This is a genomic window from Desmonostoc muscorum LEGE 12446, assembly GCF_015207005.2.
GTDB classification, from domain to species: Bacteria; Cyanobacteriota; Cyanobacteriia; order Cyanobacteriales; family Nostocaceae; genus Nostoc; species Nostoc muscorum.
In genome coordinates this window covers 2,534,093-2,558,089 of sequence record NZ_JADEXS020000001.1, presented here as the reverse complement: position 1 = coordinate 2,558,089, position 23,997 = coordinate 2,534,093, and the positions used below count along the sequence as shown (strand labels likewise).

The following is a 23,997-nucleotide window of genomic DNA, read 5'->3' as shown; positions in this document are numbered from 1 at the left end:
GGGGGATGAGGGAGATGAGGGGGATGGGGGAGAAAGAGAATTTATACTTCCCCCTCCCACACCTCCCCATGCCCAAGATTCAGTTAACCTAGTTAGGGAGCCGACTGTACAAAGTTGATGATGTAAATGCAACCCTTACAGGAGATGAGACTGTGAGTAATCTGGGTAAGAAAAGATTGGAAGCTGTTTTGGCGATCGCCACTTATTCTATTGGTAATGGTACTGCTTCCGCTGCGCCAACCCCTGGGATAGAAATTCCGAAACAGATTGTGTTAACGGCGTCTGATGTTGCTATGTATACCACTATCTGGAAAATCTATTTTCATGATGATTTATCTAGTAAGGGAATCTTGGAGATGTTGGCGGAGTTGGGTTTAGTTACCCTGGCTGCTACAGGTACAGCTTATATTGTTGGGAAAACCACCACAGCCATCACTTCTGAGATCGCAGACTGGCTAGGCCCGGTAGGATGGGGTGTTACAGTAGCGATCGCTACATCTATCACTGGTTTATTTGCCGCTAGCTGGGCAGTATATTGCGATCGCCTTTACTCTGAAAAAGAACCTCAATCAATTTAATTCCACCTCTGAACTGGATGTATCCCGGAACTATGAGAGCGATCGCTAATAATTATGCCACTGAACCAATTTGTTTCAATTTTATCAGCCCCCTGCCCCTCTGCTCTCCTACCTCTTTTAAATCAGCATCCCAGCAATACAAGCGGTAATAAAACCCCCTAACAATCCGCCAATCATTGCCCTGACACCCATGCGAGCTAAATCATGCTGGCGGTTGGGTGCTATGCCAGTAATGCCGCCAATGGTAATGCCAATTGACCCGATATTCGCAAAGTTACATAATGCGTAAGTCGCAATAATTACTGACCGTTGGGAAATTTTACCATTCTCAATGAGTGCCTTCAAATCCAAAAAAGCAATAAACTCATTGAGAATTGTCTTTGTACCCAATAACGCCCCAACTTGCCGACAATCAGCCCAAGGTACACCCATTAAAAATGCTACGGGAGCCATAAAATAAGATAAAATCCACTGTAATGAAAGTTGCTGTAAACCAACAAATCCCCCTAACCATCCCAATAGCGCATTTACAGCAGCTAATAATCCCAAAAAAGCAATAATCATCACCCCAACATTAACCGCTAGCTTTACGCCGTCAATTGCTCCGCTACTAGCTGCATCAATGACATTTACATAATTAGTTTTGACATTCGCCTTTACCTTACCAGCCGTTTCTGATACTTCTGTTTCTGGGTACAGCAATTTTGATACCACCAAGGATGTGGGAGCAGTCATAAAAAAAGCTGCAATCAGGTGTTCTGTTTGTACACCAAAGGAAATATACGCCCCTAGTACTCCACCTGCGATCGTCCCAAAGCCAGTCGTCATCAGTGCATGGAGTTCCGATTGCGTCATATTGGCGATGTAAGGCTTAACCATCAGCGCTGACTCTGTTGGCCCCAAAAAGATGTTACCTGCACAGGATAAAGATTCAGAACCAGATGTTTTCATCGTCTTCATCATCACCCATGCCATTATGTTTACCACTCGCTGTAAAATGCCGTAGTGATACAAGACGCTGATGAAGGCAGAGAAAAAGATAATTGTGGGCAGCACTTGGAAAGCAAAGAAATGATCCTTAAAATTTTCTCCAAAGACAAATTTGGCACCAACATCAGAGAATGCCAAAAACTGGCTGACAATATCTCCAAGAGATTTAAACACATTCAAACCCCAAGGAGTTTTCAGAATCACTAGGGCAAATATAAACTCTAATCCCAAGCCCCACGCCACTATTCGCCAACGCACCGCCTGACGATTCACCGAGAAGGCGTAAGATATGCCGAGAAAAACTAAAATTCCCAACGCAGAAATGGCGCGTTCCATTTTTACCCTTGCGATACAACTTTTTTATCACTTTGTCGTCAGACAATTTTAGATTTTAGATTTTGGATTTTGGATTAACCTGATGGATAAATCCGCTTGCTCTGTACCATCAAAGAATTGTTGGTCAACACTTAAAATTACTATTACTCCGTTCAAATTTATGAACTCAGATTAATGTAGGCATAGCGTTTGCACTCCCAATACTGTATTCTCTGATAAATTAGCGTCTGCAAAACAGAGATTAGCAGTAATTCCATTCAGGTTTACGCCTGTAAAAGTAACTTTGTAGATTTGTCTATAAAGTTACAAACTCTCAAGAGTAAAAATACTATCAATCTCTTCGCCTACTCAGCCAATGTAGGTTAAAAATCTCACCAGACAAGCATTTTAGATCTATCCAAACCCCAAGATGCCTTCTAAGCGAATCTTGTTTATCAGTAACGGCCACGGAGAGGACAATCACACCTCTCATGTTATTCAGACCCTGCGCCAATTGTGCCCTTCTCTTGACATGGCGGCAATGCCGATTGTGGGGGAAGGAAAAGCTTACCGCAGCTTGGATATTCCGATCATTGGGCCTACACAAATAATGCCCTCTGGGGGATTCTTTTACATGAAGCGCCTCTATTTGCTCAAAGATTTTCAATCGGGATTGATTGGGTTAACGTGGCGACAGTTACAAGCAGTGTTGGAGTATGCTCCCAGCTGCGATTTGATTATGGCTACTGGGGATTTTGTCTCTCAGACATTTGCTTATCTCACAAAGCGTCCCTTCGTCTCGTTTATCTCTTGTCTTTCTGCCCTCTATGAAGGGCGATTGCGTATCAATCCGCTGCTGTGGCACGATTTGAATTCTTCTCGATGTCTGACAGTTTTTACCAGAGATTCCTATACGGCTTTTGATCTCCAACGGCAAGGTATAGCTAAGGCTCAGTTTGGTGGGATTCCGGCTTTAGATCGCCTTGTCCCGGCAGGCATTGAGTTGTACTTGAAACCGGACATGCCGGCGATCGCTCTCCTCCCAGGATCGCGGATGCCAGAAGCCGCGCGAAATTTCTGTTTGCAGTTGCAGCTGGTGGTAGAAATTGCCAAGGTGATGCCTGAGTCTGGATTCCAGTTCCGCGCCGCCTTGGTACCAAAGTTGATGGAGGAACTAGACGACATTGCTAAAAGTCAAGGTTGGCAACTAAATCAAGGCACACTCACCTATTCTTTGCCAGGAAGTTCTGCCCAGGAATCACCGCTTGTAGAAGTGAGATGTTACTCAGATGCCTTCAGTGATATCGTATATTACTCTGATCTTGTTATTGGTATGGCAGGGTTGGCAGTGGATTTAGCAGTGGCGATCGGTAAACCGATCGTTCAAATTCCCGGAGAAGGCCCTCAATTTACCTATCAATTTGCAGAGGCACAAACGCGGCTATTGGGCATTTCTGCCCAAACCATCGGCACTGGGCCAGCAACCCCAGAGACTCTCAAACAAGCGGCTCGACGAATAATCGACACTTTACAAGATGCAGACTATCTCGCTAAGTGCCAAGTAAATGGCCCTGAGCGATTTGGCCCAGCCGGCGCATCTGAAAGAATTGCCCGCTTTCTGCTAACCTCTCTAGGAGAAATTGAGTAGAAATTGCGTCAGAAGTCAGAAGTCAGAATTCAGAATTCAGAATTCTTACAACATTACTGGTGCTGCCAAATTTTAATAATGAAGTTAATACCAATTCAAACAATCTTTCTAACACATTAAGTAGGGGCGCACAGCTGTGCGCCCCTACCCAATGTATTTGTCGCATTCTTTTTTCAAATTGGTATAAGGATAAGACTAGCCCTTTCAAGGTGACTTGAAAAATCTCTTTTTTTTCTCTGTGTTCTCTGTGCCTTTGCGGTTTAAAAGTAATTTATCTAACCACTCCAGACGCAGAGGACACAGAGGTAAGAGGTTAAAGAGGAATTTTTTGAACAAAATTTTTACCCACCTTGAAAGGGCTAAAGGATAGGACTTACGCATTGACAGGAAAGACAAAATATGAGTCATTTGAAAAACCACATCTGTCGTAGGGGCACAGCAATGCTGTGCCCCTACAGCGCGGGTCTATTTACTACGTATTTATGTTGATTTACAAGATGATTCTTTTGTACAGTGCGTAAGTCCTAAAGGATAACAATACAGAATTGAACTATGAAAGTCCGCTCTAGTTACTGGCAACTGTTGCCTTATCTGTGGCCCCAATGGCCGCTGTTAGTTCGGGGGTTAGCTTGTATCTTAGGATTTGTGTTGCTCACCCTAGCACTGCCCTACCTAGCAGGTCAGGTCGCTCTTTTTGTCGGCCAGGGAAATGTTAACCAGATTGCCTACTGGCTCGGACTAGGTGCTTTAGTATTTTTGTTTCGAGGGCTTTGTCAATACGGGCAGAATGTCTTTATGATCGCTGCCGCTCTCAATATGGTTTTAAACTTGCGTAAGCGGGTTTACGCTCACCTGCACAAACTTGGATTAGATTATTTTGAAACCACACAGACGGGTGACTTAACTTATCGGCTGACTGAAGATATCGATCGCGTAGGCGAGATTGTAGACAAGTTATCCCATCAGTTTCTTTCCAATCTCTTGCAGTTAATTGCGATTCCCATTTACATGCTCTACCTGAATTGGCAACTCACCCTTGCTAGTTTTGTTTTGGCTCCCTTGATGGCTTGGTTAATCGGGCTATTTGGTCAGCGATTACTTGTGCTATCTCGCCAGAGTCAAAATCAGGTTTCCAATTTGTCGGCACTGTTAACTGAAGTTTTTAGCGGGATTCGCGTCGTTCAAGCTTTTGCAGCACAAGGGTATGAAGTCAAGCGATTCAATCAAGAAGCAGAACACAATCGCCAAGCTAAATATCGCGCTTTACAACTCAAATCCATTCAGTTTCCCGTTGTTGGTTTTTTAGAAGCAGTCAGTATTATGCTGCTGTTTCTATTGGGAGGATGGCAGATTTCTCAAAATCAGCTGACATCTCAAGGCTTTATCAGTTTCTTAGCTGCTGTGGCTATCCTGATTCAGCCAATCGATCTGTTGATTAGCAATTACAACGAATACAAACAAACTGAGGCTTCTGTAGAACGCATCTTTGAATTGATGGCTCAGCAGCCTAGTTTAAGCGAAAAGTCAAATGCTAGGGAACTACCGCGAGTTGCTGGCAAGGTAGAGTATCGTCATGTGAATTTCGCCTACGATCCCGGCCAACCAGTCCTCAAGGATCTCTGCTTGGACGCTTCTCCTGGTAGTGTTATTGCCTTGGTTGGTTCTTCTGGGGCGGGGAAATCGACGTTAATTAACCTTTTACTTCGCTTCTACGACCCCCAAGCCGGCGAAATTCTGATTGATGATATTGATATCCGCGATGTCACACTCACCAGTTTGCGCCATCAAATTGGCATTGTTCCCCAAGACATTACGCTTTTTTCGGGAACGATCGCCCAAAATATTGGTTACGGTCAGGAAGAATTAGATTTAGCAGCAATCGAAGAAGCAGGAAAGATTGCCAACGCTCACTCGTTTATCACCCAGTTTTCCCAAGGTTACCATAGCTGGGTAGGCGAACGTGGGGTTAACCTATCTGGAGGACAACGCCAAAGATTAGCGATCGCCAGAGCAATTGTCAACGATCCGCGAATTCTCATCCTCGATGAAGCAACAAGCGCTTTGGATTCAGAATCAGAAGCACTAGTTCAAGAAGCGATCGAGCGAGTGATGCAAAACCGTACCGTGTTTATTATCGCCCATCGCTTGAGCAGCGTTCGCCGGGCTGACTGCATTCTCGTACTCGAACAAGGACAAGTGGTTGAAGCTGGTACCCACACCTCCCTCTTGTCTCAAGAAGGACGCTATGCCCGTTTTTATGCCCAACAGTTTTATTCTGGTGAGGGAGGGAGTAGGGAGTAGGGAGTGGGGGCAATACTGCTCGGATAAGCAGGGGAGGCAGGGGAGGCAGGGGAGGCAGGGGAGGCAGGGGAGGCAGGGGAAGCAAAACTCAACGCCAGCCTCCATTTCTCCCCCTGCTAAAGATTGCTTGCCTCAACCAAGAAATTCCAAAACCTACGCAGTATTGGGAGTGGGGGTGAAGAGATTTTTCGGTTTTATTGTGTAATTGATTACATGCATTTTTCCCAGAAAAACAGGAGGTAGGGGTTTAGCAGTGCTAAACCCCTACAGTGTTTAGGTGTAATTAATTATGTTTACTCCTATTTGATTGCGTGAAAAAACTCGCCCTCAACTCGAAAAGGCTAATTCCCTACTCCCATCTTTCTTAAAAGCGATCGCACATTCGTTATCTTGTGACAAAATTGTCTCTTCCAATGCTAAGTACATCCGTGTTAATGGGAACAATCTATGTAAACCAGAAAACATTAATATTCTAGGAAAAAATAAAAGTATGGTAGCACTCACTGGTTATCAAATACATGAGCTAATTTATTCTGGCTCTAAAACTTTAGTCCATCGTGGCATTAGAGAATCAGATAAAAAGCCAGTAGTGATTAAACTGTTGCGGCGTGAGTATCCTACATTTTATGAACTCGTGCGGTTCCGCAATCAGTACACCATTGCGAAAAACCTGGATATTGACGGCATTATCAAAACTTATAGTCTGGAAAATTATCAAAACAGCTATGCCTTAATCATGGAAGATTTAGGCGGTATTTCTCTCCAAGAGGAGATGGGGAAATGGCGCCTGGGAATGGGGGAAACTGTCGATGGGTTGCAGGCATTTTTTCACATTGCTTTGCAAATTGTCTCGATTCTTGATGGACTGTATCAGAACCGAGTGATTCACAAAGACATCAAACCCGCCAACATTTTAATTAATCCCACCACAAAAGAAATAAGACTCATCGATTTTAGTATCGCTTCTCTACTTTCTAGGGAAACCCAAACTCTGACTAATCCAAATATTTTGGAAGGAACGTTAGCATACCTTTCTCCCGAACAAACTGGACGAATGAACCGAGGAATTGACTATCGCAGCGACTTTTATTCTTTGGGTGTCACTTTTTTTGAACTCCTCACCGGAGAGTTACCTTTTAAATCTGATGAACCGATGGAATTGCTGTATTGTCATTTGGCAAAGCTTCCACCACCAGCCCATAGTCTCAATCCCAACATTCCCCCGATTCTTTCTGAGATTATCGCTAAACTGATGGCGAAAAATGCCGAAGACCGCTATCAGAGTGCTTTAGGTTTAAAATATGACTTAGAAATTTGCTGTCGTCAGTGGCGAGAAACTGGCAGTATTGACGTGTTTGAGTTAGGAGTGCGGGATATTTGCGATCGCTTTATCATTCCAGAAAAACTCTACGGACGGCAAGCCGAAGTAGAAAGCCTACTCGCAGCATTCGAGAGGATAGCAGGAGGGGAGGATGAGGGAGATGAGGGAGATGAAGGGGATGAGGGAGTGTGGGGAGATTATAAAAAAGCTTCCTGCCCTCCCAACGTCCAATCCAAAATCCAAAATCCAAAATCCAAAATCGAAAAAGCTTCCTGCCCTCCCAACGTCCAATCCAAAATCCAAAATCCAAAATCCAAAATCGAAATGGTTTTGGTAGCAGGTTTCTCTGGCGTTGGTAAAACTGCTGTTGTCAATGAAGTGCATAAACCCATTGTGCGATCGCGGGGTTATTTTATCAAAGGGAAATATGACCAATTTCAACGTAATATTCCCTTAGCAGCTTTCGTCCAAGCATTTCGAGATTTAATAGGGCAATTGTTGAGTGAAACTGATACTCAACTTGAACGATGGAAAGGCCGAATTCTGGCAGCTTTGGGTGAAAATGCTCAGGTAATTATCGAAGTTATTCCGGAATTAGAAAAAATTATTGGACAACAACCGCCAGTACCTAAACTTTCAGGCAATGCTGGACAAAATCGCTTTAATTTATTATTTCATAAATTTATCCAAGTTTTCACGACGAAAGACCATCCATTAGTGATATTTCTGGATGATTTGCAATGGGCAGATTCAGCATCTTTGAAGTTCATGCAATTGTTGATGTGTGAAGCTGACATTAACTATATGTTGCTTATTGGCGCTTACCGAGATAATGAAGTTTATCCAGCACATCCGTTAATGTTAACCTTAGGAGAAATTGAGAAAACTGGAGCGAATCTTCATACTATTACTTTAGTTCCTCTCAAGCACACAGATTTAAATTATTTGATTGCAGATGTTCTCAAATGTCAATTAAATATCGCCCGACATCTCACAGATTTAGTCTATCAAAAAACTCAAGGAAATCCTTTATTTACTAATCAATTCCTCAAGCTTCTGCACGAAGAAAAATTAATTAACTATAACTTGGATGCAGGTTATTGGCAATGTGATATTGCTCAGTTAAAAGCAATAACATTTACTGATGATTTGATAGAATTTATGGTGCTTCAATTACATAAGTTACCCCAAGCGACTCAAAAAGTTTTACAGCTTGCGGCTTGTATTGATAACCAATTTGACTTAGCAACTCTAGCAATTGTTCATGAAAAATCAAGTGCTGAGACAGCAGTAGATTTATGGAAAGCTTTACAAGAAGGTTTGGTCATACCCACAACTGAAGTTTACAAGTTTTATCAACAAGAGTCAGAATTAAGAATTCATAATTCAGAATTTCAGCAACACAATTCTCCTGATTTATGTTCCTACAAGTTTTTACATGACCGCGTTCAGCAAGCTGCTTATTCTCTAATTCCTGAAGACCAAAAACAGGGAGTACATCTAAAAATTGGGCGATTAATGTTGAAAAATATTTCGCCGGAACAGCGCGAAGAACATGTGTTTAAATTAGTTAATCAGTTAAATTTAGGAAGTCAATTAATTACTCAGCCAGAGGAACGAGAAGAACTGGCAAAGTTAAACTTAACTGCAAGTCACAAAGCCAGAAATTCAACTGCTTACGAAGCTGCTGTAGAATACGCAAATTTTGGAATTCGCTTACTGAGAGAAGATTGTTGGCAATATCAGTATGATTTGGCTTTAGCATTATACTCAACTTCTGCCGAGGCAGCTCATCTGAATGGTAATTTTGAGCAGACAGAACAGTGGATACAACTAATATTACAACATGGCAAAATACTGATTGATAAAGTCAAAGCCTACGAAGTGAGAATCTTATCTCAGATAGCACAAAACAGGATGTTGTCAGCTATTAAAACAGGACTCCAAGTCCTGAAGCTGTTGGGAGTAGAACTACCAGAACAGCCAACAATGGCAGATATTGGCAATGGACTACAGGAGACACAATTAGCTTTAAAGGGTAAATCTGTTGAGGATTTACTAAACTTAGAGTTAATGACTGAGCCAGATAAGTTAGCAGCTATGAATATCTTGACAAATATAGCTGCTGCTGCTTATTTAGTTATCCCAGAACTTTATCCCCTAATATTATTTAAACAAGTTAATTTATCGCTACAGTATGGAAATAATGCTAATTCTCTCTATGGATATCCATGTTACGGACTGATTTTGTGTGCTGTTGTCGGAGATGTCGAATCTGGCTATCAGTTCAGTCAACTGACTCTCAGATTATTAGATAAATTGAATGCTAAAGAATTCATAGCTAAGACATATACAATTATTTATGGTTCTTTGAGTTCTTGGAAGAAACATATTAGAGAAATGTTGCATCCAATACAACTAGGCTATTCTAATGGAATAGAAACAGGAGATTTAGAATTTGCAGGTTATTGTGTATGGATTTATTCATTTAATGCATATTTGGCTGGAAAAGAACTAGTTTCTCTATCAGAGGAGATAGCAAATTATAGTCAGGTACTCAGGCAACTTCGCCAAGAACCATCCCTACATAAAAATGAACTTTATCGGCAGGTAATACTTAACTTACTTTCAAAAAATCAAAATCCTTGTTGTTTAATTGGCGAAGCTTACAATGAAGAAATTATGTTACCGCTGCATCAGCAAGGAAATGATCAAACCATAATTTGTTTTTTGTATTTTAACAAATTAGTTCTCTGTTATTTATTTGCTGAATATCATCATGCTGTGGAAAATGCTGAATTAGCGAAAAATTATTTAGAAAGTGTGCTTGGAAGTATTACTGTTCCTTTATTTTATTTCTATGATTCTCTGAGCCAATTAGCTGTTTATCCTGATGTTTCGGAAGACAGACAAGCATTTATCCTCAAACGGATTACAGAGAGTCAACAAAAAATGCAAATGTGGGCGGATCATGCTCCCATGAATCATTTACATAAGTTTTATTTAGTTGAGGCTGAACGCTATTGCATTCTGGGTGAATATATTCAAGCAATGGAAATGTACGATCGCGCCATTCATGGAGCCAAAGAAAACGAATATGTTCAAGAAGAAGCCCTTGCCCAGGAACTCGCTGCTAAATTTTATTTGAAATGGGGTAAAGAGCAAATTGCCCAAACTTATCTGACGAAAGCTTACTACTGCTATGTTCGTTGGGGCGCTAAAGCCAAAGTCTCTGATTTAGAAAAACGCTATCCTCAATTACTCGCCCCGATTTTACAATGGGAAACAATTCGCTTCAATTCCACAGAAAAAACATCCACTCTCCAGAGTATATCTCTGTCTACTTTTAGTTCTACTGCAACAATCTCATCCAACAGCACCAGTATTTCAGATGCTTTGGATTTAGCAACTGTTCTCAAAGCTTCTCAAGCATTGTCTAGTGAAATTCATTTAGATAAGTTGCTTTCGACATTAATACAAGTGGTGATGGAGAATACCGGGGCGAAAAAATCTGCTTTAATTTTACTGAGAAATAATATTTGGGTAATTGAAGCGATCGCCACATTCGATAAATCCCCAATTATCCTGCAATCTATCCCTATTGAACTCAGCAAAGATATTCCCCTAACTCCCGTTAACTACGTCAAAAATACCTTAGAAATATTAGTAATTGATGATGCAACTCTAGAAAATTCCTTAGCATCAGACTCCTACATTATCCAACAAAAACCAAAAAGTTTATTGTGTACACCAATTCTCCATCAAGGAAAATTAATCGGCATTCTTTACTTAGAAAATAATTTAATTGCCGGAGTATTTACACGCAATAGACTACAAGTTATCAATCTATTATGTTCCCAAGCTGCTATTTCCTTGGAAAATGCTTATCTGTATCAGCGATCGCAAGAAAATGCCCAACAATTAGAACACTCTCTGAGAGATTTACAAGAGATGCAATTACAACTAGTGCAAAGTGAGAAAATGTCAGCATTGGGCAACTTAATTGCAGGTGTAGCTCATGAAATTAATAACCCTGTAGGCTTCATAGCAGGTAATATCGAACCTGCTGTTAATTTCATTGGAGATTTATTTCACCTCATCGATCTCTATCAAGAACAATTTCCACATCCAGGTAGAGAAATTGCAGAAGAAATTGCCGCAATTGACCTAGAATATCTGCGAGAAGATTTACCAAAACTCATTGATTCCATGAAATTAGGTGTCGATCGCATTCGCAGTATTAGTAATAGTTTACGAACATTTTCTAGGGCAGATACAGAATACAAAGTTGCTTTTAATATTCACGAAGGTATCGACAGTGCAATTTTGATTCTCAAGCATCGCCTCAAAGCATCAGAGAATCATCCAGATATTCAAGTCGTCAAAGATTATGGAAATATCCCTTTGATAGAATGTTTTCCTGGACAACTCAATCAGGTATTCATGAACTTGTTAGCAAATGCTATTGATGCTTTAGAAGAGGCAAATATTGAACGTGATTTTCACGAAATTAATAATCAAATTAAGATTCACACTTGTTTGAATGAAGATAAACATCAAGTTTTAATTCGCATTCAAGATAATGGTGTGGGAATGTCTGACGAGGTAAAACAAAAGATTTTTGAGCATTTATTTACAACTAAAGCTGTGGGTAAAGGTACAGGATTAGGATTAGCGATCGCTCGGCAAATTATTGTCGAAAAACATGGCGGTACTCTGGAGGTAAATTCAGTACAGGGAGAAGGTTCCGAATTTGTAATTCAAATTCCGATTTAAATGTACTGCCAAACTGCTAATGTGAAAGTTACTATTTCAAGAATTTTTTATGACTCGAATGTTTCGACGATATCATCGTCAGATTGCGATCGTGCTGTGTCTGCCCTTATTTCTCACCGTACTAACTGGCATGAGTTTTACCATTGCCCATGAATGGTTGCATCAAGATGACTTGGGGGAATTTCTCCTGAGACTACACACCCTGGAAATCTTGCATTTAGAAAAAATTTATCCGCTTTTAAATGGCTTGGGATTAGTCGGCTTGTTGATTACTGGTATTAGTATGACAGGCTTATTTCGCACACGAGCCTAATTCAGTTCTCTGTGTTTTCTGCACCTGGAGCGGTTCGTCAAAATTGAAGTATTTTTGCAATTAAACAGGAGTAATTGGGCACTACATATAAATATAATCACCATCTACTCCCTTAAGGCTAGTGTTCGAGTATTCAAAACAACTTTTCAAACAACCTCTGAGGTTAGGGTCAGCGCATCTAGAATTAGACTTGACAAAATAGTTAGTTGATGTATGAACTAAAAAATCAGGATTTATCGTTTGATTGACTTTCCAACGGTGAAAGCGATGCCTACGGGAGGCTACGCTAGCGCCTAAAATATTGTCAATAAGCAAGATTTTTCTGCTTTATTGACACTGAAGGGTTATTTTTGAGAAGATACGCTTACCCTGCCTGTGAGGTCAAGTATTCAATTTTTTATGGCTATCAGTGACTTGGGTAGCCCAAAAAGCTTTTCGTGGAATATGTGAGCATCCTTGAATAGTTCTCTAAACTTTCTTGTATCCAAAAGACGAGCGCTGTCTACTGCTCGCACAGCTTCATCTACTGTTTCTACCTTTTTCCAATTCCCCAAGTCGAAGTTTAAAATCAACCAAATACGAATTGACTTAGGAAACCAATGAAAAAACGGTGTCATAAAATGTGGCTCAATGGGAAACCAATAATATGGAGTTTGAACATAATATCTTGATGCCACCCTGGAAATTTCTTTTGCGAATGAAACCATATTGTTCCAGTCCCCTACATGCTCAATAACAGAGTTAGAGTGAGCAATATGAAAAAATCCGTCGGCAAAATCTGAGAGATTACATGCATCTCCTGCGACAAAGGTATACCGCCCGTGGTCGCTTGGCCTAGTAACACTGGGAAGATTGACAATTGTTATACGGGCATTGTATTTATCAAGAATATCGCTTGGTAATATACCCCAATATGATTCTGTTCCTCCAATATCTATGATATTGACGGAGCCATTTTCTTGATAAGCCGCTTCCATCATATCTATAAAGGGAGCAATACGTTTGGCTCTGAGTTTTGAACCTATAGAATTCTGACTGTTGTAATTTGTTATTGACTTGGTTAATCTTGCTGTTAAAGACATACATTACCCTCTGTATTAGTACTTACTGTGTATTAAAGCACATTTATTTCTGCGGTACAATAGTGAGCATTTGAATTTTATCCCGTCTATGGAATTTCTTTAATTTATATAGTAATCGTAAATAATTGGCGATCGCTATTTATCAAAGGATGCTTCATAAGCTCTTCCACATCTAGTTTGCATACCTAAAATTATATATATAGGAGTAGTATTTGATTTTTGAAAAAATCTAAGTAGTATGTAGGGTGTGTTATGGCGTAGCCTAACGCACCCGAACCTTTGTGTGGTGCGTTATGCCAAAGGCTAACACACCCTACGTGTATTTCAATAATCAAATATGAGTCCTATAGGACTCATATTTGATTTTTGAACAAAACTCAGTACACCTTTATTCCTTCCTCCCAGTCCCCAGTCCCCAATCCCCAGTCCCTTACCTCTACGAGTGATTCTCCAAATCAAATCGGATTGCTATAACTCTTGTAGGGTGGACTGAAAAACCTGCCCTAATTACGCAAGTTAAATGTGGAATAGCTTAACAGCCTGAAACGACATATTTTCGTTGACCGAAGAAAGGCACACACATACGCCGGGGTGCAGAAGTTTTTCAAAAATAAACCTTTCCTCTGCCAAAAGGGTCATAAGCCCGGAGCAGTTGCTTGATGCTGGTAAATGCATTCACCACAGTACCTCCCAAATTCATTTCTGAAAAACAAAAAAGAATAAAATATTGAAGAAGAATTCAGAATTCAGAAGTCAGCAATCTTGACGCGACTCGAAAATACTCGCTACCGCTACGCTATGAGCGAGTGCGGCGACCACAGGAGAAGGAGAAGAGAAGGCTTTACGCTACGCTATCCGCTTTTTCGGCCAAAATTCATTCTGTTAGCGGTAGCGGGGCGTTTAGCCCATTCTGACGACTGACTCCTGAATTCTGTTTGATAAATTCTCGGATTTGTTGGTATCTTGAATTGTATTTCTGTGTCTTTGCACCTTTCGGGTTAAGGGAATTATACAACTTCCAAGCACATCAGCTTACAATTCCATAACTGTGCGATAATGTGCTTCAATTTGTGCCACGGTTTCAGATTTTCGCTTGGTCTCCCATTGACTGCGGTTAAATAATTCTTGCTGCAATTCATCAACATTAATTGTTGTAAATTTACCATTATTAATAATTTGCTTGCCATTTACCCAAGCACTATGAACAACATTACTAGGACGCCCTAAAACTAACAAACCAATGGGGTCTGTACGGGGAAGTAATGATAAATTTGTGAGGTCATAAAGTACCAAATCGGCTTGTTTACCAACAGTTAAAGAACCAAGCTTATCTGCAAGATTCAATCCTTTTGCACCTCCTAATGATGCCATTTCTACTGATTGTCGGGGTGTAATCCAGTGTTGATAATCTAAATCTGTAACGTTATGTAAAATCGAACCAATTTTAATAGCTTCTAGCAAATCTTGGGAGTCATTACTAGAGGCACCATCACAACCAAAAGTGACATTTACTCCAGCTTGACGATATTTTAAAATCGGGGCGATGCCACTGCCTAAACGTAAATTACTTAAGGGATTATGAACAACTGTAGATTGAGTTTCGGCGAGAATAGCAATATCAGCATCATTTAACCAAACGCAATGGGCTAGAGAAGTTTTATTGCTTAAATATCCAATTCTTTTTAAATGTTCCACGGCTGTACAACCGTACTTTTCTTGGGCGAGTTTTTCCTGTGCCCTGGTTTCTAGTAAATGAGAATGACGACAAAGATTGTAGCGATCGCTTAATTCAATACATCCTGCAAACAAAGCATCTGTACACAATTGTATCCCCGTTGGTGCCACTAAAATATTCACACCCTCATCTGGGCGATGAAATTGTCTCACCGCTTCTTCGATGATTTCCAATGTGGCCGCAGTTGAGCGATAATAAGGCTCATGATTTTGTGTTGACTCCCCAGATGGGATACCTGCGGTGAGGGATTCATCTTGAATGAGGGGCGCGATAAAAGTCCGAATTCCCACTTCTTTGTAAGCGCGAGTTGCAATGGCGATGGTTTCTAACTCTTGTCCTGGAATTAACACCAAGTGATCTACTACACTCGTCCCGCCGGAAAGTAAAGTTTCTACCGCCGTTCCCAAAGCGCTAAGATAAACTTGTTCAGTATCTAGGAGTGCAAAATCATACAGTTCCGCCAACCACAATTCTAAAGGCAAAACCGACATGATCCCCCGTTGCCACATCTCCGAAGAGTGGGTGTGGGCGTTGAAAAAGCCAGGAAGCAGCAACTTATTTTTACCATCTATGGCTGTACCGATTACCTGGAGATTCGGGGCAATGGCAGCGATTGTACCATCTACAACTTGTACATCTACTGTTGCGTAATCATCAGTAGTGGCAATTAAAACATTTTGGATAGTGAAACTTAACATATTTAACCTTGATTAAGCGATCGCATTTTCAACTGAGTTTCAAGTTACAAAATAGAAAATGGTATTGGCTATTGCAATTTTATGAACTTACCATTACGGACATTGGGGGTTCCGCCAAATGCGTGGACAGTGAATGATGCTATTGCAGATATTACTCGTCCTCAAAGAACCCCACAACCCGTTATCTTAGCAACAGAAACAAAAACCCTGCGCCTAGACTTAGCAAAAGCTGCTATCCTCGTCATTGATATGCAAAACGACTTCTGTCACCCCGACGGTTGGTTAGCGCATATCGGCGTGGATGTCACTCCAGCCCGTCAGCCCATCGAACCTTTAAACAACTTACTTCCACAACTGCGTGCCCTTGGTGTGCCGATAATTTGGATAAATTGGGGGAATCGTCCCGATTTACTCAACATTAGTGCAGCTTCACTCCACGTCTACAATCCCACAGGCGACGGCGTAGGCTTAGGCGATCCTCTGCCCAAAAACGGTGCTAAAGTACTCATGGCGGGTAGTTGGGCGGCGGCGGTAGTAGACGAACTACAACCGTTAAGAGAAGATATTCTTGTGGATAAATACCGCATGAGTGGCTTTTGGGATACTCCCTTAGATAGTATTTTGAAAAATCTCGGAAAAACGACACTATTCTTTGCTGGTGTAAATGCCGATCAATGTGTGCTAACTACATTATGTGATGCCAACTTCTTAGGATATGACTGCATATTAGTCAAAGACTGCACCGCCACAACATCGCCTGAATATTGTTGGTTGGCGACACTCTACAACGTCAAACAATGCTTCGGTTTCGTCACCGATTCCCAAGAGATTTTAAAAGCGATGAATGAAGAGACGCGATGAATCGCGTCTGTACAAGATAATCCTTCTTTGCGCCTTTGCGCCTTTGCGTGAGATTAATTAATTATAAGGATAAATAAATGCACGCTACTCGTTGTGTAATTCCGGTTATCAAATCTCTCAAAGATTACCAAGTATATCGCATCAGTCCCGATGACTCTAATCGGTTAGCGATTATCTTCGATTCCACAAATGCCAATACTTCCTTGACTTGCTGCATAGAAATCTTTGATGTCGGTGGACAAACACCCCCAAATCGCCATCAGTGGGCAGTGGAAATGTTCTTTGTCCTCAAAGGTGAAGCGATCGCCATGTGTGACGGCAAGATTGCTAACATCAAAGCTGGAGATAGTTTATTAGTGCCTCCCACTGGTACGCATTTGATTAAAAATACAGGTTCCACTCGCTTGTATACCCTAACTGTGATGGTGCCTAATGAAGACTTTTCTGAATTAATTCGCAGTGGAACACCAGTAGAGTTAGATGCAGAAGATATGGCAGTTTTGGGGAGATTAGATGCTTTAATGCCTTGTTGAAGAAGAATACAGAATTGACAATCAAAAACGCGATAAATCGCCGTCTCTACAAGAGATTGATTATTGTAGAGACGGCGATTTATCGCGTCTGGTGCCTTAACCAAACCGTATTGCTGCTTTTGCTTGCGTAAAACACCGAAATGAGAAAGCAAAAGCTTGTTTTGAGAAAGTAAAAGCTGCTTTTGCTTGCAGAAAACACCGAAATGAGAAAGCAAAAGCTTGTTTTGAGAAAGTAAAAGTTGCTTTTGCTTGCGTAAAACACCGAAATGAGAAAGCAAAAGCTTGTTTTGAGAAAGTAAAAGCTGCTTTTGCTTGCGGAAAACACCAAAATCAGAAAGTAAAAGCTTGTTTTGAGAAAGCAAAAGCTTGTTTTGAGAAAGTAATTGCAGCTTTTGCTGATTGAATTTAGCCAAAACATGAAATTTAGATAAAATTCTTCAAAAAATTGCTGATAAATGCTGATTTTTTTTCATTCAAGTAATTGATGTGTATAAAATTATACTTTAATATGTAAATAAGAAAGGCGATCGCCCTCCGCCAAGAGCTTGCGATCGCCTTTCCCTAAACCCTCATTCTGAGAGATAATTGACATCATGGCACAAGAAGAAGAGTTTCTACAAGAGCGTTCCCAGCTGCAACAATACTTGAGTGGCGAAAACTTAAATATACCTGCCTTAAATCAACCTGCTCAAAATCCATTACCCAAAAGAGAACCGATAAAACATACATTGATTGGTTCTTCAAAAGCTGTCACCAGCACAATTCATTATTTGCAAGTTATTGGCTACGCCAGCGCCGGCGACTGGAGTCTATTAGTACCAACTGGTAATGCTGACGAAGTGATGAGTATTTTAATCCGTCAGATTTTAATGCAATAAGCAGTTGAAAAAATTCAGATCCTCGACTTTTCTAAAAAGTCGGGGATCTGTTTTTGGGGCACTAAGAGGTTATTTGAAAAGTGGTATGTTGTGACTTGAATTATTACCCCCCTTAATCCCCCCTTATAAAGGGGGGAAACAAGAGATTCTTGTTCCCTCCCCAATACATACGGGGAGGGTTAGGGTGGGGTAATTCGAGGACTGGTAGTCATTCGATAACTTGTGTGTACACCATAGCCTTAGAAAGTGGGGAAACAAGAAAATCCTGTTCCCTCCCCTTTATAAGGGGAGGGTTAGGGTGGGGTCAAAAAGTATTCATCCTATTCCGCTTTCTAAAACGTAATTTTTGCTGTGGCAGAGATGGAGAATAAAAATTGTGAAATTACCTTTCCAAATACAAATTGATATCATGTAGAGACGCGATTCATCGCGTCTGAATGCTGATTTGCGGAATCGCAAGCTTGTAAAATGAAGAATAAATCCATGAATGCCGAGAATGCTGGAAGTTAGGGTAATCACCAATGCTGTGGAATGTTTTACAAGCAATTCGCCGTCAAATAACTGAAAAGCTAGGATTATCCTCGTCTAAAAGCAACACAGGCGCAAACACAGCCCCTATATCTGACTCCCATGCTTGAGTTTTTATTACAGGTACTCAAAGCTACAGCAGACAGCAACGGCGATGCCAAGGTGATCCACCCACTGCTGGAAGCAAACCGAGAGAAGCTAGACATGAACTTTGCCCAAATTTTACGCAGTTGGGCAATGGCAACTCTATCAGACTTAGAAATAGACACAGCGCGAAACACTGTAGTAGATATCATCAATTTCAGTAACCGGATGTGGGACTTTCCCTTGGGGAACCGGGCGAATAATTTGGAAATTGCCATCACAGGTTATGAAATCGCACTCACCGTTTTTACTCAGGATCGCTTTCCCATAGATTGGGCAATGACGCAAAACAACCTGGGCAATGCTTACAGTGACCGCATCCGAGGGGAGAGGGCAGATAATTTAGAAGTTGCCATCAAATGCTACGAAGATGCTTTGCGAGAACGCACCCGCGATCGCTTTCCCATACAATGGGCAACGACGCAAAACAACCTGGGCATTGCTTACTGGAACCGCATCCGAGGGGAGAGGGCAGATAATTTAGAAGTTGCCATCAAATGCTACGAAGATGCTTTGCTAGAACGCACCCACGATCGCTTTCCCATAGATTGGGCAATGACGCAAAACAACCTGGGCAATGCTTACAGTGACCGCATCCGAGGGGAGAGGGCAGATAATTTAGAAGTTGCCATCAAATGCTACGAAGATGCTTTGCGAGAACGCACCCGCGATCGCTTTCCCATACAATGGGCAACGACGCAAAACAACCTGGGCATTGCTTACTGGAACCGCATCCGAGGGGAGAGGGCAGATAATTTAGAAGTTGCCATCAAATGCTACGAAGATGCTTTGCTAGAACGCACCCACGATCGCTTTCCCATAGATTGGGCAATGACGCAAAACAACCTGGGCAATGCTTACAGTGACCGCATCCGAGGGGAGAGGGCAGATAATTTAGAAGTTGCCATCAAATGCTACGAAGATGCTTTGCGAGAACGCACCCGCGATCGCTTTCCCATACAATGGGCAACGACGCAAAACAACCTGGGCATTGCTTACTGGAACCGCATCCGAGGGGAGAGGGCAGATAATTTAGAAGTTGCCATCAAATGCTACGAAGATGCTTTGCTAGAACGCACCCACGATCGCTTTCCCATAGATTGGGCAATGACGCAAAACAACCTGGGCAATGCTTACAGTGACCGCATCCGAGGGGAGAGGGCAGATAATTTAGAAGTTGCCATCAAATGCTACGAAGATGCTTTGCGAGAACGCACCCGCGATCGCTTTCCCATACAATGGGCAACGACGCAAAATAACCTGGGCAATGCTTACAGTGACCGCATCCAAGGGGAGAGGGCAGAAAATTTAGAACTTGCCATCAAATGCTACGAAGATGCTTTGCTAGAATACACCCGCGATCGCTTTCCCATACAATGGGCAACGACGCAAAACAACCTGGGCAATGCTTACAGAAACCGCATCCAAGGGGAGAGGGCAGATAATTTAGAACTTGCCATCAAATGCTACGAAGATGCTTTGCTAGAATACACCCGCGATCGCTTTCCCATAGATTGGGCAATGACGCAAAACAACCTGGGCGCTGCTTACAGGAACCGCATCCGAGGGGAGAGGGCAGATAATTTAGAACTTGCCATCAAATGCTACGAAGATGCTTTGCAAGTTCGCACCCGTCAGGCTTTGCCGCAAAACCATGCTGACACTGCTTTCAACTTGGGGTTAGCTTACGTAGACGCGAAACAATTTACAGAAGCTTACAACATTTTTAAATCTGCCATTGACACAGTAGAATTTCTGCGGGGTGAAATTTTCTCTGGCGATGAAATCAAACAAAAACTCGCCGAAGAATGGAATCAGCTTTATCGCAGCATGGTGGAAGTTTGTCTGCAATTAAAATATGATGACCAAGCAGTTGAATACATCGAACGCAGCAAGACGCGTAACTTAGTAGAACTGTTGGCGAATCAAGGTTCACCAGCACTGCACCAGCTACAACAACAAATCGCTGAAGAAAAACGCCGTTTAGCAGCCGCAGACAATTCTGAACCAACATCCCTAAACCAACTGCGCCAACAACGCCAAGATTTAATTAAGCAAGTCATCCCCCTAGAACACATCCGCTTTGCCGAAATTCAAGGGCTGTTAGATAACCACACTGCGATTTTGCAATGGTACATATTTAATGATTGCTTTCGCGTCTTGATCATCACCCGCCAAGATCAAACACCCCGAATCTGGAAATCTACTGCTGAAGATTTCGACGCTTTAAATAAATGGTCAGATGAGTATCTCAAAACTTACGACAAAAATAAACCTCTGTGGCGACATCAGTTAGCTGGGAAACTCCAGGAGTTAGCAGACATCCTACATATTAATGATGTACTTCATTTAGTTCCAAATACCTGCAACGCTGTAATTCTCGTCCCCCATCGCTACCTGCATTTATTACCGCTTCACGCTTTACCAGTCTCTCCCTCATCTCCCTCATCCTCCTCATCCTCCTCATCCTATCTCCTAGATCGATTTCCTAACGGCGTGAGATATGCACCCAGTTGTCAGCTGTTGAAGTTAGCCAAAAAACGCCCATATCAGCCGCAACAAAGTTTATTCGCCATCCAAGATCCCAGCGACAACCTGATTTATACGAATATGGAAGTTGAAGCGATTCAGCGTCACTTTCATCCCACGACAGTTTTAAAAAAAGCCCAAGCCACCAAACAAGCTTTATTACAAGCCGTGGCAAATTCCCCAGATGTGCAAGTCATTCACCTTTCTTGTCACGGCTACTTTGATATTAAAACCCCTGTGAATTCTGCCATTGCTTTAGCTAATTGTGTTTCTCCTATCCCCGGTGCAGACTCCCAAAGTCGTCAGATAACATTAGCAGATGGTAATACTCTAGACCTAGAAAAATGCCTAACTTTAGTTGATATCTTCAATCTCAACTTACCAGAATGCCGCCTCGTCACCCTTTCCGCCTGCGAAACCGGACTCACCAAATCCACTACCAGCGATGAATATATTGGTTTACCAAGTGGCTTTCTTAAAGCCGGGAGTTCTAGTGTAGTGAGTAGTCTGTGGTCAGTGGATGACTTTGCTACGGCGTTGTTGATGATTCGATTTTACGACAATCTGCCGTCTTTACCGGTTGCCCAAGGACTTTGTGAAGCCCAGCAGTGGTTACGCAACGCCACCCAACCCGATTTAATCAAGTGGACAGAAGAACACCGAAATATTAATGAAGAAAATAAACAAATAATTCAGAATCGGTTAGAAAAACACTATGGATGTGAGAATCCCAATGATAAACCCTTTGCTAAACCTGCGGCTTGGGCTGGTTTTTGTGCGATTGGAAATTAAACCGTTATGCCGTTCGCAATGTAGAGACGTAGCACTGCTACGTCTCTACAACGATTTCGGGTAATGCAGAATTAATTTCAACTAGAAAATCTTGATGGAGGTATGATTATGGCAACTGATGAAGATAAGGCGATTGTTGAGGCTTTTTTTCAAGTCGTAAAGGAGCAAGGGTTTGTTTTTGATGAAGAAAGTCAGGCGGATTTATCAACAATCAAGACAACTTTGGCAAATTTGGAAAATGAATCAGTTTTAGAAGCTGCTGTTCCGATTATCGCTTGGTATAGGAAATATCCAGATGTCAGAGATGCTGTGCTATTTACCGCCAAAGAAATTACTATTAAAAAGCGAAATCCAGCCAACCAAGAGGGGACTTTAATCAATCAATTTCCTGACTATAAGAAGATAATTGATGACCGACAAAATAACCTACCCCCAGAACCAAATAAAAAATGAGTCCGAAAGTCTACGCGCCCAATGTTCATTTATTTGCCTTTCATCTGCAAAAAAGCGCCAATGGCGATAATGCAAATGAGCGAGATAAACATTGGCTTTGGCAAACTTGCAATGAAATAATCCAGAAAATATTGCAGCCAAATTTTGATTTAATGCAATGGCTGGATTTAGATAAAGACCTGGATAATCCCATTGTTTCTTTAATCAAAGCTGAGAAACAAATGGATATAGCTCCTATTGATAACGGTGAGATATATTTAGATAACAACTCACCTTTATTAATCCAAGGGTTTGCCTATCCGCTCAGACTTTATGACAGTTATGGATTATGGCTAAATCTACGTCGTCCAGAAAACGAAAATCATCAACGCACTGAAGATGTAGATATTCAAATTTTCAAAAAGCTGAATCCAAACAATTGCTTACTGTTGGGAGGAAATGAAAACTTTCTCAATCAAACCCTGATAATTACTGCTTGGCTGTCATCAGAACACGATCCCCAAAACCAAAAAGCTTTGAAAACTTTAGCTGATGAATGTCTTGAAACTTTCTTTCCCAACAACTACCCCATTCCGCCATTTGCAGGTTCAGCTACTTTATTTGGCAGCCCAATATTTGAATACGGATTGTTTAGTCAATTAACTAATTACCGCCATGTTTTAGTTTGGTTCTTCAGCCACCCAGAAGCCGAAGAAAAGTTTAATGAATATCAAGAACAATTATTAGATTTATTTTTCTTTCGCGCCAAAGTAGTCAAAGCCTTTCAAAAAAGCCGCGAAGTTTATGAAGATACAAATAAAGAATATCAAAAAATCGAAGCTGAAATCAATAATTTTAAACAAATTGATGCTCAACTATTAAATGACGAAAAATTAGATAATTTAAGCCAAAAATTAAAAACTCTTCCCCAAATGGCATTAGACTATGCCAATTTATTACGATATCTAGAATCTTACCAAAACACCATCGCCATCAATGGGCGAAACTATGCTGACAGACTGCAACAAATGCGCGGCATCGTCAAAGATGAAGATATTAGCTTCTTAGAAAAATTTAGCTTAGAAAACAGTCCTGATTTCCAAGAACAAATCAAAGCAGAGTTGGGTTATTTTACTCATGGTTCCAGCTTACTAGACAAAGCGATCGCCTCCATCCGGGGACGCGTAGAAATAGACAGAGCAAAAAGCGATCGCTTAGCGGAAGATAAGAAAGAGATCAGCGATCGCAATTTACAAATTACCATCTTAGCTGTCGGTACTGGCATTGGCGCTGGGGGAATCATGTCATCTAGTTACAGCTTGGTGCAAAATGACCCCATTCTCCAAGTTTTGCACACTCCGGTGACCAATCGCTTTACTGCTGCGATCGCCTACAGTTTACTTTTTGGCTTCGCGATCGGAATCTTAATTTGGGGTTGCGATCAACTTTGGCAGTCCCATAAGCGCAAGCGCCAGCAATAGCCCAAGATTATCAGATCATGTCTGCCTAATCACTTATCAAAAAAATTCTCCGCGTCCCCGCA

General features: G+C 41.5%; 14 protein-coding genes. 11 read left to right on the top strand and 3 right to left on the bottom strand.

Going from position 1 to position 23,997, the window contains the following annotated elements:
* Positions 1 to 152: 152 nt before the first annotated feature.
* Positions 153 to 578, top strand: coding sequence for a hypothetical protein (locus IQ276_RS11065; RefSeq protein ID WP_190882603.1), 426 nt, complete (start codon positions 153 to 155; stop codon positions 576 to 578).
* Between the two features lie 117 nt (positions 579 to 695).
* Here IQ276_RS11065 and IQ276_RS11060 read toward each other — a convergent pair whose 3' ends face one another.
* The gene (locus IQ276_RS11060; protein WP_193921873.1) at positions 696 to 1,904 is read right to left on the bottom strand and encodes a NupC/NupG family nucleoside CNT transporter; all 1,209 of its coding nucleotides are present in this window, start codon (positions 1,902 to 1,904) and stop codon (positions 696 to 698) included.
* Between the two features lie 409 nt (positions 1,905 to 2,313).
* Here IQ276_RS11060 and IQ276_RS11055 point away from each other — a divergent pair, with 409 nt between their 5' ends.
* From IQ276_RS11055 to IQ276_RS11040, 4 genes are all read left to right on the top strand, one after another.
* Positions 2,314 to 3,531 carry a lipid-A-disaccharide synthase-related protein gene (locus IQ276_RS11055; protein ID WP_193921875.1) on the top strand — a complete coding sequence of 406 codons (1,218 nt, stop codon included), beginning with the start codon at positions 2,314 to 2,316 and terminating at the stop codon, positions 3,529 to 3,531.
* Between the two features lie 552 nt (positions 3,532 to 4,083).
* Entirely contained in the window at positions 4,084 to 5,832 is a 1,749-nt protein-coding gene (locus tag IQ276_RS11050; RefSeq protein ID WP_193921878.1) for an ABC transporter ATP-binding protein, read from the top strand.
* 490 nt (positions 5,833 to 6,322) lie between these two features.
* Positions 6,323 to 11,929 carry a trifunctional serine/threonine-protein kinase/ATP-binding protein/sensor histidine kinase gene (locus IQ276_RS11045; RefSeq protein ID WP_235115585.1) on the top strand — a complete coding sequence of 1,869 codons (5,607 nt, stop codon included), beginning with the start codon at positions 6,323 to 6,325 and terminating at the stop codon, positions 11,927 to 11,929.
* A 49-nt stretch (positions 11,930 to 11,978) separates the two neighbouring features.
* A complete protein-coding gene (locus tag IQ276_RS11040; RefSeq protein WP_190882607.1) occupies positions 11,979 to 12,242 on the top strand; it encodes a peptidase in 264 nt (87 codons plus the stop codon).
* A gap of 389 nt (positions 12,243 to 12,631) precedes the next feature.
* On the opposite strand, the gene IQ276_RS11035 is transcribed toward IQ276_RS11040, so the two are convergent.
* On the bottom strand, positions 12,632 to 13,324 hold the full coding sequence (locus IQ276_RS11035; RefSeq protein ID WP_193920151.1) for a class I SAM-dependent methyltransferase: 693 nt from the start codon (positions 13,322 to 13,324) through the stop codon (positions 12,632 to 12,634).
* Between the two features lie 1,032 nt (positions 13,325 to 14,356).
* A complete protein-coding gene (locus IQ276_RS11030; protein WP_193923713.1) occupies positions 14,357 to 15,757 on the bottom strand; it encodes an amidohydrolase in 1,401 nt (466 codons plus the stop codon).
* Between the two features lie 81 nt (positions 15,758 to 15,838).
* On the opposite strand from IQ276_RS11030, the gene IQ276_RS11025 reads away from it, so the two are divergent.
* The 6 genes from IQ276_RS11025 (at position 15,839) to IQ276_RS11000 (ending at position 23,935) form a co-directional block, all read left to right on the top strand.
* Positions 15,839 to 16,618, top strand: coding sequence for a cysteine hydrolase family protein (locus IQ276_RS11025; RefSeq protein WP_193923711.1), 780 nt, complete (start codon positions 15,839 to 15,841; stop codon positions 16,616 to 16,618).
* A gap of 77 nt (positions 16,619 to 16,695) precedes the next feature.
* The gene (locus IQ276_RS11020) at positions 16,696 to 17,151 is read left to right on the top strand and encodes a cupin domain-containing protein (protein ID WP_193923704.1); all 456 of its coding nucleotides are present in this window, start codon (positions 16,696 to 16,698) and stop codon (positions 17,149 to 17,151) included.
* Positions 17,152 to 17,744: 593 nt separating this feature from the next.
* Complete coding sequence (locus IQ276_RS11015) at positions 17,745 to 18,029, top strand: hypothetical protein (protein WP_221705074.1); 285 nt, start codon at positions 17,745 to 17,747, stop codon at positions 18,027 to 18,029.
* 630 nt (positions 18,030 to 18,659) lie between these two features.
* The gene (locus IQ276_RS11010) at positions 18,660 to 22,022 is read left to right on the top strand and encodes a CHAT domain-containing protein (RefSeq protein ID WP_235115584.1); all 3,363 of its coding nucleotides are present in this window, start codon (positions 18,660 to 18,662) and stop codon (positions 22,020 to 22,022) included.
* A gap of 108 nt (positions 22,023 to 22,130) precedes the next feature.
* The gene (locus tag IQ276_RS11005) at positions 22,131 to 22,475 is read left to right on the top strand and encodes a hypothetical protein (protein ID WP_193922111.1); all 345 of its coding nucleotides are present in this window, start codon (positions 22,131 to 22,133) and stop codon (positions 22,473 to 22,475) included.
* Positions 22,472 to 23,935 (top strand): hypothetical protein, encoded by a 1,464-nt coding sequence (locus IQ276_RS11000; RefSeq protein WP_193922109.1) that lies wholly within the window; start codon positions 22,472 to 22,474, stop codon positions 23,933 to 23,935. Before IQ276_RS11005 ends, IQ276_RS11000 begins: the two co-directional genes overlap by 4 nt.
* Positions 23,936 to 23,997: the final 62 nt, after the last annotated feature.

Excerpts from the sequence above, each read along its gene's own strand:
- IQ276_RS11000 (WP_193922109.1), top strand. The coding sequence starts at position 22,472 with ATGAGTCCGAAAGTCTACGCGCCCAATGTTCATTTATTTGCCTTTCAT.
- IQ276_RS11045 (WP_235115585.1), top strand. The coding sequence starts at position 6,323 with ATGGTAGCACTCACTGGTTATCAAATACATGAGCTAATTTATTCTGGC.
- IQ276_RS11035 (WP_193920151.1), bottom strand. The coding sequence starts at position 13,324 with ATGTCTTTAACAGCAAGATTAACCAAGTCAATAACAAATTACAACAGT.
- IQ276_RS11030 (WP_193923713.1), bottom strand. The coding sequence starts at position 15,757 with ATGTTAAGTTTCACTATCCAAAATGTTTTAATTGCCACTACTGATGAT.
- IQ276_RS11050 (WP_193921878.1), top strand. The coding sequence starts at position 4,084 with ATGAAAGTCCGCTCTAGTTACTGGCAACTGTTGCCTTATCTGTGGCCC.
- IQ276_RS11015 (WP_221705074.1), top strand. The coding sequence starts at position 17,745 with ATGGCACAAGAAGAAGAGTTTCTACAAGAGCGTTCCCAGCTGCAACAA.
- IQ276_RS11010 (WP_235115584.1), top strand. The coding sequence starts at position 18,660 with ATGCTTGAGTTTTTATTACAGGTACTCAAAGCTACAGCAGACAGCAAC.
- IQ276_RS11060 (WP_193921873.1), bottom strand. The coding sequence starts at position 1,904 with ATGGAACGCGCCATTTCTGCGTTGGGAATTTTAGTTTTTCTCGGCATA.
- IQ276_RS11025 (WP_193923711.1), top strand. The coding sequence starts at position 15,839 with ATGAACTTACCATTACGGACATTGGGGGTTCCGCCAAATGCGTGGACA.
- IQ276_RS11020 (WP_193923704.1), top strand. The coding sequence starts at position 16,696 with ATGCACGCTACTCGTTGTGTAATTCCGGTTATCAAATCTCTCAAAGAT.
- IQ276_RS11055 (WP_193921875.1), top strand. The coding sequence starts at position 2,314 with ATGCCTTCTAAGCGAATCTTGTTTATCAGTAACGGCCACGGAGAGGAC.
- IQ276_RS11005 (WP_193922111.1), top strand. The coding sequence starts at position 22,131 with ATGGCAACTGATGAAGATAAGGCGATTGTTGAGGCTTTTTTTCAAGTC.
- IQ276_RS11040 (WP_190882607.1), top strand. The coding sequence starts at position 11,979 with ATGACTCGAATGTTTCGACGATATCATCGTCAGATTGCGATCGTGCTG.